15 protein-coding genes are annotated in these 14,180 nt (G+C 53.8%); 7 read left to right on the forward strand and 8 right to left on the reverse strand.

The window, feature by feature from the left end; genetic code table 11:
* Positions 1 to 105: 105 nt before the first annotated feature.
* Positions 106 to 1,293: a cystathionine beta-lyase gene (gene metC / locus ACMGGE_RS20385; protein ID WP_045909965.1), complete on the reverse strand. Its 1,188-nt coding sequence runs from the start codon at positions 1,291 to 1,293 to the stop codon at positions 106 to 108.
* Between the two features lie 251 nt (positions 1,294 to 1,544).
* Between metC and exbB the strand changes: the two genes are divergently transcribed.
* From exbB to ACMGGE_RS20400, 3 genes are all read left to right on the forward strand, one after another.
* A complete protein-coding gene (gene exbB, locus ACMGGE_RS20390; RefSeq protein ID WP_021242115.1) occupies positions 1,545 to 2,276 on the forward strand; it encodes a tol-pal system-associated acyl-CoA thioesterase in 732 nt (243 codons plus the stop codon).
* Between the two features lie 4 nt (positions 2,277 to 2,280).
* Positions 2,281 to 2,706 (forward strand): TonB system transport protein ExbD, encoded by a 426-nt coding sequence (gene exbD / locus ACMGGE_RS20395; RefSeq protein ID WP_045909964.1) that lies wholly within the window; start codon positions 2,281 to 2,283, stop codon positions 2,704 to 2,706.
* 274 nt (positions 2,707 to 2,980) lie between these two features.
* Positions 2,981 to 4,432, forward strand: a complete 1,452-nt coding sequence (locus tag ACMGGE_RS20400; RefSeq protein WP_420294093.1) for a methyl-accepting chemotaxis protein — start codon at positions 2,981 to 2,983, stop codon at positions 4,430 to 4,432.
* On the opposite strand, the gene ACMGGE_RS20405 is transcribed toward ACMGGE_RS20400, so the two are convergent.
* On the reverse strand, positions 4,429 to 4,875 hold the full coding sequence (locus tag ACMGGE_RS20405) for a hypothetical protein (RefSeq protein WP_045909962.1): 447 nt from the start codon (positions 4,873 to 4,875) through the stop codon (positions 4,429 to 4,431). The two genes, ACMGGE_RS20400 and ACMGGE_RS20405, sit on opposite strands and share 4 nt — an antisense overlap.
* Before the next feature lies 1 nt (position 4,876).
* Positions 4,877 to 5,281, reverse strand: coding sequence for a hypothetical protein (locus ACMGGE_RS20410; RefSeq protein WP_420294094.1), 405 nt, complete (start codon positions 5,279 to 5,281; stop codon positions 4,877 to 4,879).
* A gap of 103 nt (positions 5,282 to 5,384) precedes the next feature.
* Here ACMGGE_RS20410 and ACMGGE_RS20415 point away from each other — a divergent pair, with 103 nt between their 5' ends.
* Positions 5,385 to 5,888, forward strand: coding sequence for an ESA_00282 family adhesion-associated protein (locus ACMGGE_RS20415; protein WP_045909961.1), 504 nt, complete (start codon positions 5,385 to 5,387; stop codon positions 5,886 to 5,888).
* Positions 5,889 to 5,970: 82 nt separating this feature from the next.
* A complete protein-coding gene (locus ACMGGE_RS20420; protein WP_008499805.1) occupies positions 5,971 to 6,459 on the forward strand; it encodes a TIGR00645 family protein in 489 nt (162 codons plus the stop codon).
* A 52-nt stretch (positions 6,460 to 6,511) separates the two neighbouring features.
* Here ACMGGE_RS20420 and ACMGGE_RS20425 read toward each other — a convergent pair whose 3' ends face one another.
* Together ACMGGE_RS20425 and ACMGGE_RS20430 are read right to left on the reverse strand one after the other, a co-directional pair.
* A complete protein-coding gene (locus ACMGGE_RS20425; protein ID WP_420294095.1) occupies positions 6,512 to 7,552 on the reverse strand; it encodes an aldo/keto reductase in 1,041 nt (346 codons plus the stop codon).
* 181 nt (positions 7,553 to 7,733) lie between these two features.
* The gene (locus ACMGGE_RS20430; RefSeq protein ID WP_420294096.1) at positions 7,734 to 10,280 is read right to left on the reverse strand and encodes an autotransporter domain-containing protein; all 2,547 of its coding nucleotides are present in this window, start codon (positions 10,278 to 10,280) and stop codon (positions 7,734 to 7,736) included.
* Positions 10,281 to 10,830: 550 nt separating this feature from the next.
* Here ACMGGE_RS20430 and ACMGGE_RS20435 point away from each other — a divergent pair.
* The gene (locus ACMGGE_RS20435; RefSeq protein ID WP_126534064.1) at positions 10,831 to 12,378 is read left to right on the forward strand and encodes a methyl-accepting chemotaxis protein; all 1,548 of its coding nucleotides are present in this window, start codon (positions 10,831 to 10,833) and stop codon (positions 12,376 to 12,378) included.
* A 125-nt stretch (positions 12,379 to 12,503) separates the two neighbouring features.
* Entirely contained in the window at positions 12,504 to 12,758 is a 255-nt protein-coding gene (locus ACMGGE_RS20440) for a hypothetical protein (protein WP_420294097.1), read from the forward strand.
* A 202-nt stretch (positions 12,759 to 12,960) separates the two neighbouring features.
* On the opposite strand, the gene ACMGGE_RS20445 is transcribed toward ACMGGE_RS20440, so the two are convergent.
* From ACMGGE_RS20445 to ACMGGE_RS20455, 3 genes are all read right to left on the reverse strand, one after another.
* Positions 12,961 to 13,287, reverse strand: a complete 327-nt coding sequence (locus ACMGGE_RS20445; RefSeq protein ID WP_008499799.1) for a DNA-binding protein — start codon at positions 13,285 to 13,287, stop codon at positions 12,961 to 12,963.
* 12 nt (positions 13,288 to 13,299) lie between these two features.
* The gene (locus tag ACMGGE_RS20450) at positions 13,300 to 13,632 is read right to left on the reverse strand and encodes a type II toxin-antitoxin system RelE/ParE family toxin (protein WP_008499798.1); all 333 of its coding nucleotides are present in this window, start codon (positions 13,630 to 13,632) and stop codon (positions 13,300 to 13,302) included.
* Positions 13,633 to 13,824: 192 nt separating this feature from the next.
* Complete coding sequence (locus tag ACMGGE_RS20455; protein ID WP_008499797.1) at positions 13,825 to 14,157, reverse strand: glycine zipper domain-containing protein; 333 nt, start codon at positions 14,155 to 14,157, stop codon at positions 13,825 to 13,827.
* Between the last annotated feature and the right edge of the window lie 23 nt (positions 14,158 to 14,180).

Raw genomic sequence — 14,180 nt, forward strand, 5'->3', positions numbered from 1 at the left:
CTCCCTTATTCGCCCGTCGGGTTTGATCCCGGGCGCAACTCATGCAGACTTTTCCGCTTGCGGTGTCCACAAAAGCGTCCAGGGAGTACATTTTCAGCCAGCACTCTACACGATACGCTCGAACCCTGCTGCTAAATCCGCAATCAGATCGTCAACATTTTCTAAACCAATATGCAGTCGAATCAGGGTACCGCTGAAGTCCACGTCGCCACCGGGGCGCAGGGCCGCAATCTGTTCCGGCTGGTTAGCCAGGATCAGGGATTCAAAACCGCCCCACGAGTAGGCCATGCTGAAGAGGGTAAAATTATCCAGATAGCTGGCCAGCTCGTCATTATTCAGCCGTTTTTTCAGCACGAACGAGAACAACCCGCTGCTGCCTGTAAAGTCACGCTGCCAGAACTCATGGCCTTTACTGCCGGGTAGCGCGGGGTGATTCACGCGCTCAACCTGCGGATGCTGCGCCAGCCATTCGGCCACCGTCAGGCTGCTTTCATGGTGCTGACGCAGGCGAACGCCCAGCGTGCGAAGTCCGCGGCTGGTCATGTAGGCCGTGTCGGCATCCACCATCTGGCCCATCAGGTAGGCATTTTCACGCAGCTGATCCCAGCAGCGCGCGTTGGAGACCGCCGTGCCAATCATCCCGTCAGAGTGGCCAATCAGGTACTTCGTCGCCGCCTGAATCGAAATATCAATGTCGAAGTCCAGCGCTTTGAACAGCACGCCTGCCGCCCAGGTGTTGTCGATCATAACGATCGCCTCTGGCGCTTTACTGCGCACGGCCTTCACGATAGCCGGCACGTCGTGGACCTCCATGGTGAGCGACCCCGGTGATTCCAGGAACACAATGCGCGTGTTTGGCTGAATAAGTTCGGCAATACCTTCACCAATCAGCGGGTCGAACCAGCCGGTTGTCACGCCGAGCTTGCTGAGGATTTTGGTACAGAAGTCCTGGCTGGGCTCGTAGGCGGTGTTGGTCATCAGGATGTGATCGCCCTGTTCCACAAACGCCAGAATGGTATTGGCGACCGCCGCCGCCCCGCACGGGAACAGCGCGCAGCCTGCGCCGCCTTCCAGCTCGCACATCGCTTCCTGCAGAGAAAAATGGGTTAGCGTGCCGCGACGGCCATAAAACAGCCCGCCTTTTGCGCGGTTGCGCGTGGCGATTTTTTTCTCCTCAACGGTGTCAAACACCAGCGAGGAGGCGCGTTGAATCACGCTGTTAACCGATCCCTGGGTATATTTTTTGCTGCGTCCTGCCTGTACCAGCGTGGTATCAAGATGCTTCGTTGTCATGTTCGCTAACCCTGTTTTTATACGTCTGGACGTCCAGACTACCACGATTGGAAAAAACTGCACCCGCAGGCTTATCGAATAAGTAGAAAATATTAGCAAAAAACCGCATAAGAAATTTTTACTGCGTAAGCGCAAGGAAAGTGAACGAAAATTGCGGCACTATGCAAATACTAATGAGAACTACTATCAATTCGACGACGTTTTGATATTATTACGTTCAGATTTTGTGATTTGCGTCCTGGAGATACAGAGTGGGTAATAATTTGATGCAGGCGGATCTCTCCGTTTGGGGCATGTATCAGCATGCTGACATCGTGGTTAAGATTGTGATGATCGGCCTGATTCTGGCGTCCGTTGTCACCTGGGCTATCTTCTTCAGCAAGAGCGCCGAGCTGCTGTCGCAGAAGCGTCGCCTCAAGCGGGAACAGCAACAGCTGGCAGAAGCCCGCTCTCTGGATCAGGCTTCAGATATGACCTCATCCTTCCACGCGAAAAGCCTGACTACCCTGCTGGTGAATGAAGCACAGAACGAGCTGGAACTCTCCGCGGGCAGTGAAGATAACGAAGGCATCAAAGAACGTACCGGTTTCCGTCTGGAGCGTCGCGTGGCGGCCGTTGGCCGACACATGGGGCGCGGTAATGGTTATCTGGCGACCATCGGCGCGATCTCACCGTTTATCGGTCTGTTCGGTACAGTCTGGGGCATCATGAACAGCTTTATCGGTATCGCGCAGACTCAAACCACCAACCTGGCGGTTGTGGCCCCGGGTATCGCAGAAGCGCTGCTGGCGACGGCGATTGGTCTGGTCGCGGCGATTCCGGCGGTGGTTATCTACAACATCTTCGCGCGCATGATTGGCAGCTACAAAGCGACGCTCGGTGACGTTGCCGCGCAGGTACTGTTGCTGCAGAGTCGCGATCTCGACCTGAATGCCAGCGCCGTTAAGCCGGTGCACGCGGCGTCCAAACTGCGCGTGGGTTGATATTATGGCGATGCGTCTAAACGAAAATCTGGACGATAACGGCGAAATGCATGAGATCAACGTGACGCCGTTTATCGACGTCATGCTGGTTCTGCTGATTATCTTCATGGTGGCCGCGCCGCTGGCCACGGTCGACGTGAAGGTGAATCTGCCAGCCTCGTCCAGCCAGCCGCAGCCGCGTCCGGAAAAGCCTGTCTATCTGTCCGTGAAGGCCGATAAATCCATGTTCCTTGGCAATGACCCGGTCACGGCCGACTCTGTCATCCCGGCGCTGGATCAGCTTACCGGCGGTAAGAAAGACACTACGGTCTTCTTCCGTGCGGATAAAACCGTGGATTATGAAACCATGATGAAGGTAATGGACACGCTGCATCAGGCGGGTTACCTGAAGATTGGGCTGGTCGGCGAAGAGAAAGCGGCCAAAAAATAGAACGAAAGCTGGCGAAAGCCAGCTTTTTTGTTTTCTGCCACGCAACATCGTTATTATTTTCTGCTGTATATCCCTATTCTTCATATTTCTTTATCAATAAAGCCAACGTTAATAATGTATTGATAGTTAAGTAAATATCAGTATTCGGCTGCGCCATTAAAATATATCTTTTGCTGAAATGGCGTCGTGGAATATCCCCACTACGCTTAAAAAAAGATAATAAAAACAGTCCTTCTTCGAAGGATCTTTTCACCTGCACAGCAAGAGACTCCCTATGGCTACGATGACATGGCTGTATCCGCACGCGCCTCAAAACGATCTGTTTTCGCTTTCTGCCATCCGACGACGCGCCGACAGGCTAATACTGGTGCTTATCTGGTCGCTGTGGGCCATCTCGCTGGGCGTGGGCTATATCAACGAAAACATCATGCAGGGGGCGATTGTCGGCACCTCTCTGGCCTGTTTATCGACGCTGCTGACGATGGTGTTCCCCGGCGCGCTGTTACTCCGCCTGAGCTCTGCGTTTGTGCTAATGGCATTTTCCGCGCTGCTGATTCATCTGGGCGAAGGTGAAACCGAATACCATTTCTCGGTTTTCGTCCTGCTTTCCGCGCTCCTTGCCTGGCGAGACTGGCGCCCGCTGGTGATGGGGGCGGCGGTCATCGCATTACATCACCTGGTGTTCAACTATCTGCAGGAAAACGACCTGTACGGCGTCGTGGTGTTTATGCACACCGGCTTTCATATGGTGGTTTTCCACGGGTTGTTTGTGGTGGTCCAGACCGCGATCCTGGTTCTGCTGGCGATTCGTATGGAGCAGGACGCTCGCTCGGCGAGCGAGGTGGCAAGGCTGGCGGGGGTGATCAACCGCGAACCGGGGTATCTCACGCTGGCCGTCGATGCGGCACCCGCAGAGTCTCCCTTTGCCCGCACGTTCAGCCTGACGCTGGGCACCATGCGCGCCACGCTTGAGCAGGTCAGCGCCAATATTGGGCAACTGCTGGAGGCATCCCGCGCGTTAGGACAACGCAACAGCGCGCTGTCGGAACGTACCGATCACCAGGCAAGTTCGCTGGCGACGGCGGCCAGTGCGATGGAACAACTGAGGGCTGTCGCCACCCTGACCAGTGAAAAAGCCCGCCAGGTTCGGGAGGTGGCATTCAGTACCAGTAACGTGGCGGAGCAGGGAGGCCAAAACGTTCGGCAGGCGATTGCGGCGATGGAGCACATTCGCGAGGAGTCGCAGCGCATTTACGCCATTCTGGAGCTGATCGACGGGATTGCGTTCCAGACCAATATCCTGTCGCTCAACGCCTCGGTCGAGGCTGCCAGAGCGGGGGAGCATGGCAAAGGCTTCGCGGTAGTTGCCTCGGAGGTGCGCGTGCTGGCCCAGCGCAGCGAGGGGGCTGCAAAAGACATTCGCCAGCTGCTGACCGCATCGCAGGCAACCACGCTGCAGGGCGTCGAGCAGGTTGAGCAAGCCGGTATGACAATGAAGTCGATCATTGAGAGCATTGAAGGGCTCCGCTCGCTTCTGGAGGAGCTGTCGCAGATGAGCGAGCAGCAGCGGGCGAGCATTGCGCAGATGAACGACAGTATTGCCAGCATCGATGCCAGCGTGCAGGAGAACGTGCGTCACGTAGCGCAAACGCTGCAGGTGGCTGAAGCGCAGCGGCAGCAGACGGGGCAGTTAAAAGAGGCGATTGCCGTATTCAGATTTAATTAGCGTTGCGGTTCGGAAGGGGCGCTGGCGCCAGACGCCAGCGCGTCCTCATCAAGCGCAACGCAGGTGACGTTTGAGGTACGGTACTCACCGTCTGACAGTTTGCGCGTCAGGCGCAGAGTGGCGATTTCTCTGGCAAGCAGATACTGGTAATTGGCCTCGAGGCGACCCAGAAGCTTCTCTTTCAGCTCTGGCCGCTGTTCCATGATGGCGTTCATCACGGCACCGTAAATTTCTTCTTTGACCTGTAGCGGATAAATTTCACGGCGATTCTGCCATTTCAGCCGCACCAGCGTTGCCGGGATCGATACCAGGTCCTGGGTAATACGCGTCATCTCGTCATTTTTTGTGTTTCGCAGCGCATCGAGATTTTGCTTTAAGATAAATTCATCACTTTTCTTATCATCTAAAGTCAAATAAACGTCGTTGTTTTTAACTTCCTTCACGTTAATCCTCCCCCAGGCTATAAAAAATTGGGTTGTTTTTTTCACGCGTAATTAAGTTAAGCCAAATTTCATTGCCCGCTTCGTTAATTTCTTTGGTTTTTTCGGCCAATATTTGACTTAGTTTCTGGGCATCTATTTCTCCTTCGGCCTGCAGATCGTTCAGCAGGTGGACGAAGGCTTCAATTTTTATGGCGCGAAATAAGCGGTCTTTAATATTGCGATCGTGCTCTTCCAGCAACATATTACGGGATTTGCCGGTGCGGGAAACACCAATTAATATATCAGGCTCGAAATCAGAGAGCTTTCTTTTCCCCTGAGTGAAACTGACCTCTTTTTCTGCTTCCGTCGGTTGCTGTTCCACAGGCGTAATGTGGTACTTAGCCGGGACGAGATAGTCGGGCAGCATTTTTAATTTCCTTTAATTTCAACAGGGTGGGGTTGGTAAAGGCGTGAGATTCGTTGACAATATCATGAGGCAAATTTAAAATCAAAAAAAATGGAGCCTACCCATGAACAGCATCTTTTTTACGGTCATCACATTACTATTACTGACCGCTGGTGTGCTTTTATTGATGCAGGAGTTCAATAAAACGAAAGTGTCGAAAGACGCCAGTGAACCGCCGCAACCGGAACTCATGACAAAAGAGGAAGGAGAAGACCATTTCTCTGTATTGATGAACTCCGTTACGCCTGTCTGGTACTGGCGGGTGAACCATGAATATATCGACTTTTTACACGCGACAATTAAACGCATGAAAATGTCGGAAATTAATGACACGCCAGGACTGTTTGAGGCACAGCGTCGCTGTAGCGACCTGAATTCAGCCGTGTATAAATATTATGACAATATCAAAAAACGCTGCCTTAACGGCGAGAAGGTCTCATATTCCGATCTGGACGTATTAAATTTGCGTCAGTGTTTTCGTGAGTTCAGCCTGGAAGCCTATCCGGAGCTGGTAGTGCTGGTCTGGCCGGAGTATGCCCGTCCGGAAGTTAACCCCGACAACGTCTGAGTCACCAGACTGGTGAGTTATTGCAAACAGTCAGCGCCATTGGGATATACTGGGCGCTGGTTTCTTTTGCAAACAGGACTTTATGGAACGCTTTTTTGAAAACGCCATGTACGCCTCTCGCTGGATACTGGCCCCCGTCTATTTTGGCCTTTCGCTGGCGCTTATCGCGCTGACGATTAAGTTCTTTCAGGAAATCCTGCACGTTCTGCCGAACATTTTTTCTATTGCCGAGGCGGATTTGATTCTGGTTCTGCTGTCGCTGGTGGATATGACCCTGGTGGGCGGACTGCTGGTGATGGTGATGTTTTCCGGCTACGAGAATTTTGTCTCCCAGCTGGATATCGACGAGCGTAAAGAGAAGCTCAGCTGGTTGGGCAAAATGGATGCCTCGTCACTGAAGAATAAAGTGGCCGCGTCGATTGTGGCGATCTCTTCTATCCACCTGTTACGCGTGTTTATGGACGCGAAGAACGTGCCGGATAACAAACTGATGTGGTATGTCATTATCCATCTGACGTTTGTGCTGTCTGCGTTTGTGATGGGGTATCTGGATAAGATCAGTAAGAAGTAAAATACACCCTAACCCTCTCCCCAAAGGGGAGAGGGGACTGCTCTGTGCGGCCTTATTTATCCGACGACGCCTGCCACAGATTCAACTCTCCATCCGCAACATGCTGGTCAATCCGCTTGAGTTCGTCCTCAGTAAAGTGCAGGTTATCCAGCGCCCGAACGTTCTCCTCAATCTGTTCCGGACGGCTTGCGCCAATCAGCACTGACGTCACGCGCGCGTCTTTCAGCAACCAGCTCAACGCCATCTGCGCCATGGTCTGACCCCGCGCCTGCGCCATCTCACTCAGCAAACGCAGGCTGTTCAGGTTGGCTTCGGTCAGCATTTTTTCGTTCAGACCGCGGACTTTCTTGCCTTCACGCTGCATGCGTGAATCTTCAGGAATACCGTTCAGGTATTTTCCGGTCAGCAGCCCCTGCGCCAGCGGGGTAAAGGCGATACACCCGGTCCCGTTTGCTGCCAGCGCATTCAGCAAACCGGTCTTATCGACCCAGCGATTGAGCAGGTTATAGGACGGCTGGTGGATCAGCAGGGGGATCTTCCACTCGCGCAGCAGCTCGGCCATTTTTTGCGTGCGCCCGGTTGAGTAGGAGGAAATGCCCACATACAGCGCTTTCCCACTCTTCACCGCCTGTGCCAGCGCAGAGGCTGTCTCTTCCATCGGCGTGTTTTCATCCACGCGGTGGGAATAGAAAATATCCACGTATTCGACGCCCAGGCGCTTCAGGCTTTGATCGAGGCTGGCGAGCAGATATTTGCGTGACCCGCCCGAACCATATGGCCCCGGCCACATGTCGTAACCGGCCTTGGTGGAGATAACCAGCTCGTCGCGGTACGCGGCAAAGTCCTCCCGCAGCAGGCGGCCGAAATTCTCTTCCGCGCTACCCGCCGGAGGTCCGTAGTTATTGGCGAGATCGAAATGGGTGATGCCGAGGTCGAAGGCTTTGCGCAGCAGCGCCCGCTGGGCTTCAAGAGGCTGGACGTGGCCGAAGCTGTGCCACAGTCCCAGCGACAGCGCGGGCAGGCGCAGGCCGCTCTTGCCACAGTGGCGGTACTGCATGTTCTCGTAGCGGTCAGGGGCAGGGTACCAGGACATGATGTCTCCTTTTCTTATCGATAATTTTTTGAAACGTCGTTTTCATTCTGTCCTTATCAAAACACAAATCCCGGGGAGAAGCGATGGCATAACTCCCTGCCAGCAATTTTCCCCGGGATGCGTCAGACGTTGAGTCCCGCACTGCCCGGTACACGCAGGTCACCGGGCAATCAGACGACAATCAGAAGCTATAGCTCATCCCCGCCTGTACGCTGGTATCGTTATCCACATCGCCAGTACCGACATAGACGCCAGTGGTCAGGGTGAAGTTATGGGCGATGGTGGCGTTGATGCCTGCCCCAAAGATGCCCATGGTGTTGTTGTGACCGGCGGTATTGTGATAATCCGCCGCCTGAATGTCGGTGTTATCGCTGAACTCTTTCTGGAAGCGCGCGTCGATCCACGGCATCACCTTCACGTTTTTGTTCAGATCGCGAAGGGTGGTGGTGAGCCTCACGCCCGCGCCGCCGTTCCAGGAAGAGACCTGGCTGTCGGCAAAGGTGACTTCGCTGTCAGAGAAGCCGTTCGCTTTGGTTTGATCCCAGCCAAGAGTGGCGTAGGGTTGCAGCAGCGTTTCGCCTGGCAGCAACACGTTCACCCCGGTGCGGGCCTGCGCCAGATACAGATTGCCATCGGTGGAGCCGTGCAGCGCTTCCGTCATGCCGCTGGTATCGCCCGTCACGTTGTTGGCAGACAGCGAGTAACGCATATCGCCGTAGCTGAAGCTGCCGTCAGCAAACAGACCCCAGGTTCGGCCGTTCAGCGCCTGCTGCCAGCCGCCATACAGGCTGTAGTAGTTACCGTAAACGCTGTCTTTGAAGCTATCCGCGCCGTCGCTGGTGTCCTGCACGCGGCTGCGCGTCCATGCCAGCGCGATACCGCCGGTGACGCTGTCGCCGTTGTCCAGATGCGCCGTCCAGTCTACGCCGCCCTGAGCACCCTGAGTGATGCTTTTATAGTCGACGTCGTTGCTGAAATTACCGTTCTGATAAAGGAAATCGCCCCAGACCTGCGCACCGTCCTGCTGTTCTCCCAGCAGGTTTGCCAGATGCACCTGGTTCATGTGGTTGCTGATGTCATCCGCTACCTGATGCCCGGCCTGTTCCGCTGCATCCAGGCCGGCTACCAGCCCCTGAACGTCGCTCGCAAGGTTGCCCTTCTGGCTATTAAATTCAATATTCCAGCTCTGGCTATTATCTGCAGTCAGCTGAGCCTGAGGCACGCTGTCGGCTGCAACAATATTCAGACTGTTGTTGTAGTTATACGCGCCGCTACGGTTCTCCACGGTCTGGTCGCCGTTGGTAAACGTGGCTGCTGCATAATTCTGCGGCGCACTGCTGCCCGACGTGGTGAAGGTCCCCAGGACTATCCCCTGCTGATTTTGCGCTGACGGCGTAATGCTGTTCACCACCACGGCGTTATTTGCGCCGGTAATATTACCGAAATTCACGTAGCTGTCGGTGCTCATGGTAACCAGCGCATTGCTGCCGGTGGTGTTGGCAATCAGGGTTGAACCGTTTTGCAAACTCCAGTTGGTTGCATCGTTAATTTTATCAATGGCAATGCTGTTATCGCTGGTGGTATTTACCGTTTCAAACTGGCTTATTTGTCCGGAAATGGAGCTGCCCGCATCCATTGACAGAGTATCGCTGCCGTCACCACCGTTAACATTGCCATTGACATGTGAATCATTGGTCAGCACGACCGTATCATCACCTGCACCCGTTGTAATATCACCGTTGACGGTTGCGTTGTTCTGCAGCGTAATTGTGCTATTGCCCGTATTCTGGCTGGTATTTATCTCGCCATTCACGGTGCTGTTATCCACCAGAACGGAATTTGCGGAGTTGCCATCGACGGTCACATTGCCATTTACCACGCTGTTATTGGTCAGTGAAATCAGCGTGGTGCCGTTTTCGTTAAAGGCCCCAATGTCGCCGGTGACCGTGCTGTTATTCAGCGCCAGCGAATCAGTCTTCGTTCCGTACATCGCGATGGCGACATCGCCAAAAGCATCCAGGTTGATGTCGCTGAAGGGCTTGTATTCGCTCAGTTTTACCGCCAGCGTGTCGATGTTCTGCGCGATTTCGCTCTGCGAGGCATCCACGGAAGCGTTAGTCAGCGTAATATTGGTATCAGATTTATCGCTACCCGCGTAAATACCGCCTTTATCCATCGTGCTGTTGCTGATGGCAATATTTTGTGCACCGGCTCCAGCACTGAGAATACTGCCGTGCAGCATGCTGCCGTCCTCAACGTTGACGGTGTGGTAACCTTTATCCATGGGGTCGAGGTAAATGGCGGAACCCATCATATAGGCTTTCTTGCCCTCGTAGCTTCCGGCGTCATTTTCGCCATTCAGCGTGGCGTCATCGATGGTTACCGTCGTATTGGTGGTCGCACCGGTATTGCCCACTTCGATCATATCGACGGTGGCGCCGTTATTCACCGTAATATTAGCCGTCCCCCCGTTGCTGCCCTGAATATAATGGCCGGACATGTCGGTACCAGAAACGGTTAATGATTGGGTATCCCCTGATTCACGGCTTCCATCCATAAAGATATTATTTGCGTTGGCGTCGGCCATAATGGCATTAGTCACGCCGGGATCTTCATAGAAACTATTATCTTTATATTTCGATAAGCCGCAGGTCTGCGACGTCACGCCAGGCTGGCAGGGCGTAGCGGGAGTGACGGCAGCCTGGGCACCAAATGACGTTAAAGCCACTAAGACACATTGCGAAAGCAACGTACGATTCATTAATTTGCGCATTTTAAGTTCTCTGGATGAGTCGAAAATTGTCCGGCTCTTTTTAATTGAATTTATTTAAAATAAGAACTTTCTTAGCGGCTAAGGATGTAATGAAATCTGAAGATATATATCGAGCAATAATTGACGTTTAAATAATTAAATCTAATTAATAAATTTGAATTAATTCATGTGCTAAATATTTTTGAATGATTTGCATACAAATTAAAGGGTTTCTTGACCGGTCGTGCGGTTCTTTGACCTTCTTATTCACCGGGATATTAACCCTTTCGGATCATGAGGTTAATTAACTGTTTGCCTGTTTTACATTTTGACGGCTGCTGAAATATGAAAACACGTATTGTGCAGTTAGATTTACCCCGCGGCGATTATCCTTTTCCGGCGAACGGCAGGGTAGTGAAGATTTTTATAAAATTACGCGCGAAATAGTATAACTTCGCCAGTTTCTGCCGATAACGAGGGTAAGACTCGCCTCTGGGCGAATTCACCCTCACGGCAAGGAAGACTTATGAATATGCTCCGTAATTTCACGATCCGTTTCGTCATGCTGACGATTCTCGGGATCTTTTGTGTAATGTGGGCGGGTGTTGGCTTGTACAGCACCTGGTCCCTGTCTCGCGTTTCAGATGGCAACGAGGTGGACCGCCAGCTGGTCAAGCAGATGACGGTGCTCAGCCAGGGCAACGATCAGTATTTCCGCTTTGTGACCCGCCTGAGCCGCGCAATGGAAGTCAAAGCCGCAGGCGGCACGCCGGATCTGGCCTCTGCCCAGCAGGCGCTGGATAACATGGGCAAGAAACTGGCCGAAATGAAAGCCATTTCTCCAGGCCCAATGGATGAGCAGGTCTCTTCACGGGCGATCGGTGCCTGGCAGGCGCTGCTCGAACAGGGCGTGACGCCGCAAATGCAGCAGGCGAAACTGGGCGCGCTGGACGGCTATCGTCAGCAGGCCAACAACGTCACCCCACCGCTGAGCCGCGCGTTCGGTGCGGCGGCTGAAGAGTTTAACAATGCTGCCGCGAAGTCGCTCGACAGTACCCGCGTGGTGGTGGACGGCCTGACCAGCATGACCCGCACGGTGATTATCATCGCCACGATCGTCGGCCTGCTGATCCTGCTCTTCACCGACCGTTACCTGGTGGCGATGCTGGTTAAACCGCTGGATCGCATTCGCCAGCAGTTCCGCCAGATTGCCCAGGGCGATCTCAGCCAGCCCATCGAGCCGTTCGGCCGCAACTGCGTGGGCCAGCTGGTGCCGCTGCTGAGCGCCATGCAGGACAGCCTGCGCGAAGCGGTCAGCACGATCCGCTCCGGCAGTGAGAATATCTGGCGCGGCGCGACGGAGATTTCCAGCGGTAACAACGATCTCTCCTCCCGTACCGAAGAGCAGGCGGCGGCGCTGGAAGAGACGGCTGCCAGCATGGAGCAGCTGACCGCCACGGTGAAGCTGAACGCGGAAAGCGCGCGCCAGGCAAGCCAGCTGGCCGATGTAGCCTCAACCACCGCCAGCCGCGGCGGCTCGCTGGTGGAAGAGGTGGTGACCACCATGAGCGGGATTTCGGAAAGCTCGAAGAAAATTGCTGAAATCACTAACGTCATTAACAGCATTGCCTTCCAGACCAATATTCTGGCACTCAACGCGGCGGTTGAAGCCGCGCGCGCGGGTGAGCAGGGCCGAGGCTTCGCCGTCGTCGCAGGCGAAGTTCGCAACCTGGCAAGCCGCAGCGCCAATGCGGCAAAAGAGATTGAAGGGCTGATTACCGACTCCGTGTCCCGCGTCGAGCAGGGGGCGAAGCTGGTGGGCGATACCGGCACCACCATGGATGCGATTTTGCGGGACGTGACGGAAGTGACGACCATTATGAAGCAAATTGCCTCGGCCTCTGAGGAGCAGAGTAAGGGCATTTCACAGGTCGGAATTGCCATTACCCAGATGGACGGTGTTACCCAGCAAAACGCCTCGCTGGTGGAGGAGGTTTCCGCGGCGGCGGCGGCGCTGGAGCGTCAGACCGAAGATCTTCAGCGCTCGGTGCAGAAGTTCCGCCTGACGGCATAACGCAACGTGATAAGGCCGCCTTGTGCGGCCTTATATTATTAATGCCTTCCTCATTCAGCGGCGCTGAAACTGCTATTCTTTTGCTAATCCCTGACGTTCTGGGCTCTCTTCTACGAGGTGTTGCTATGAACAGATCGTTATCTTTTATCCCTGTCCTTTCTCTCATTTTTCTGACGCTTTTCTCGGTTTCCGCCAGTGCGATCCAGCAGGCGCAGGAACGACGCGTGGCGCGTGATGTCAGGCAGGAAACCCGCGACGCGTCACGGCAGGTGAAGCAGACCTGCGTGGCGAACAATAACCAGAGTAATCACGACTGCCGCCAGGACAAGCGTCAGATGAAACAGGCCGGACGGCAAAAAGCGCGGGATATTAAGTATTAACATAACAGGTAAGGCGGCATGCAAGCGTATTTCTTGCCGCCTTTTTAAAAAACGTAAGTCAATATTTTTTAAATATTAAATTATTTGCTTGTAACACGCCATGTGGCGAGCGTGGCGGAAGGGATGGTGATTGAGCATCAGTATGTCGATCACCATTGATGTATTGCCCGGGTCGCACATCCGGCCTATTTTGGAGTGGCTCTCACGCTGTTGTGTTTAATCCTGCTGTTGCAATTCGGGATATTGGGTATCCCGTTGCAGATGCCACTTCGGCGATACGCTTAAATGAAGGATTACCGTTTGGTGACAGTGATTTGTAGAGTGATTCGCGAGAAATGCCTGCGCGTTTTGCAATGACAGTCATCCCGCCGGAGGCTTCTATAACATGCCGTAAAGCCAGCATGAATGCCTCATAGCCTCCGGGCTCGTCAATTTCAATGAAAGCCTGATGAAGATATACGGGCGCGAAATCCGGAGAATCTTTCAGGAGTTGTACCATTGCGTCATCATGGAGTACTGATTTAGCCATTGCGATTTCCTTTTATATCCTGCGCTTGTAGTCGTTGAGGTACTCAACGGCTCTTTCAATATCTGCACTTTGCTTTTTTTTCGTTCCAGTCAGTAGCACCAGACTCACTGCGCCATCTGCCGGATCGGAGACTTCGCTGAAATAGACACGGTAACCCGGCCCCTGGTTAATTCTGAGCTCTGAAACGCTCTCTCTGCATGGTTTACAATCACCATAGTTACCCGTTGACATTCTGGCGACACGCGTGGCAATCATGGCTTTTGCTATGGGATCTTTCACACTTCTTAGATATGCATCAAAAGGGTCATACCCGTCAGCTGTGATGTAGTGTTTAACCTTAGCCATTATTGTAGCCTGTAGTTTACGATAAGCAAATGCATTGTAATCTTCAGGCTACGACTGGCAATTGTTAACATCGCTGCGACAGAGGGGAAATGCTATTTCGGAAAGCGGCTCGCAAAAATGCGAGACTGGGTGCGGGGTTATTACTGAACAGCCATGAGGCCGGGCACGCGCTGCGACGCCCGGCGAAGTTTATCAGTGCGTCGCTTCACCAATCAGCGCGCCCGTGCCCGCGCCAACGGCTGCACCTTTCAGCACGCTCTTGCCGGTAACCGCCGCGGCACCTGCGCCCACGGCAGCCCCTACGGCGCCGCCTTTACGCGCGGCTTTACCTTTGTCGCCGTTTTTGAACATAGCCCCCGTGCCTGCGCCAACAACGGCACCGCCAACGGTCGATTTCAGATCTTTGCCCGTGGCCGCGCCAATGGCAGCGCCTGCTACCGCGCCAGCGGCGGTTTTATCGATGGCCATTCCCGAGGTGGAAAAAATGAGGGCGCTGATAACCAGCGTTGTTTTAATCAGTTTCATAACAGATCCTTTGTGACTGCTGT

Source organism: Enterobacter sp. BNK-22 (assembly GCF_048684805.1).
In the GTDB taxonomy this organism is placed as follows: Bacteria; Pseudomonadota; Gammaproteobacteria; order Enterobacterales; family Enterobacteriaceae; genus Enterobacter; species Enterobacter quasiroggenkampii.

What these genes read in the sequence shown, in the direction of transcription:
- metC (WP_045909965.1), bottom strand. Translation starts at nt 1,293, where the DNA reads ATGACAACGAAGCATCTTGATACCACGCTGGTACAGGCAGGACGCAGC.
- exbD (WP_045909964.1), top strand. Translation starts at nt 2,281, where the DNA reads ATGGCGATGCGTCTAAACGAAAATCTGGACGATAACGGCGAAATGCAT.
- ACMGGE_RS20400 (WP_420294093.1), top strand. Translation starts at nt 2,981, where the DNA reads ATGGCTACGATGACATGGCTGTATCCGCACGCGCCTCAAAACGATCTG.
- ACMGGE_RS20410 (WP_420294094.1), bottom strand. Translation starts at nt 5,281, where the DNA reads ATGCTGCCCGACTATCTCGTCCCGGCTAAGTACCACATTACGCCTGTG.
- ACMGGE_RS20415 (WP_045909961.1), top strand. Translation starts at nt 5,385, where the DNA reads ATGAACAGCATCTTTTTTACGGTCATCACATTACTATTACTGACCGCT.
- ACMGGE_RS20420 (WP_008499805.1), top strand. Translation starts at nt 5,971, where the DNA reads ATGGAACGCTTTTTTGAAAACGCCATGTACGCCTCTCGCTGGATACTG.
- ACMGGE_RS20425 (WP_420294095.1), bottom strand. Translation starts at nt 7,552, where the DNA reads ATGTCCTGGTACCCTGCCCCTGACCGCTACGAGAACATGCAGTACCGC.
- ACMGGE_RS20435 (WP_126534064.1), top strand. Translation starts at nt 10,831, where the DNA reads ATGAATATGCTCCGTAATTTCACGATCCGTTTCGTCATGCTGACGATT.
- ACMGGE_RS20440 (WP_420294097.1), top strand. Translation starts at nt 12,504, where the DNA reads ATGAACAGATCGTTATCTTTTATCCCTGTCCTTTCTCTCATTTTTCTG.
- ACMGGE_RS20445 (WP_008499799.1), bottom strand. Translation starts at nt 13,287, where the DNA reads ATGGCTAAATCAGTACTCCATGATGACGCAATGGTACAACTCCTGAAA.
- ACMGGE_RS20450 (WP_008499798.1), bottom strand. Translation starts at nt 13,632, where the DNA reads ATGGCTAAGGTTAAACACTACATCACAGCTGACGGGTATGACCCTTTT.
- ACMGGE_RS20455 (WP_008499797.1), bottom strand. Translation starts at nt 14,157, where the DNA reads ATGAAACTGATTAAAACAACGCTGGTTATCAGCGCCCTCATTTTTTCC.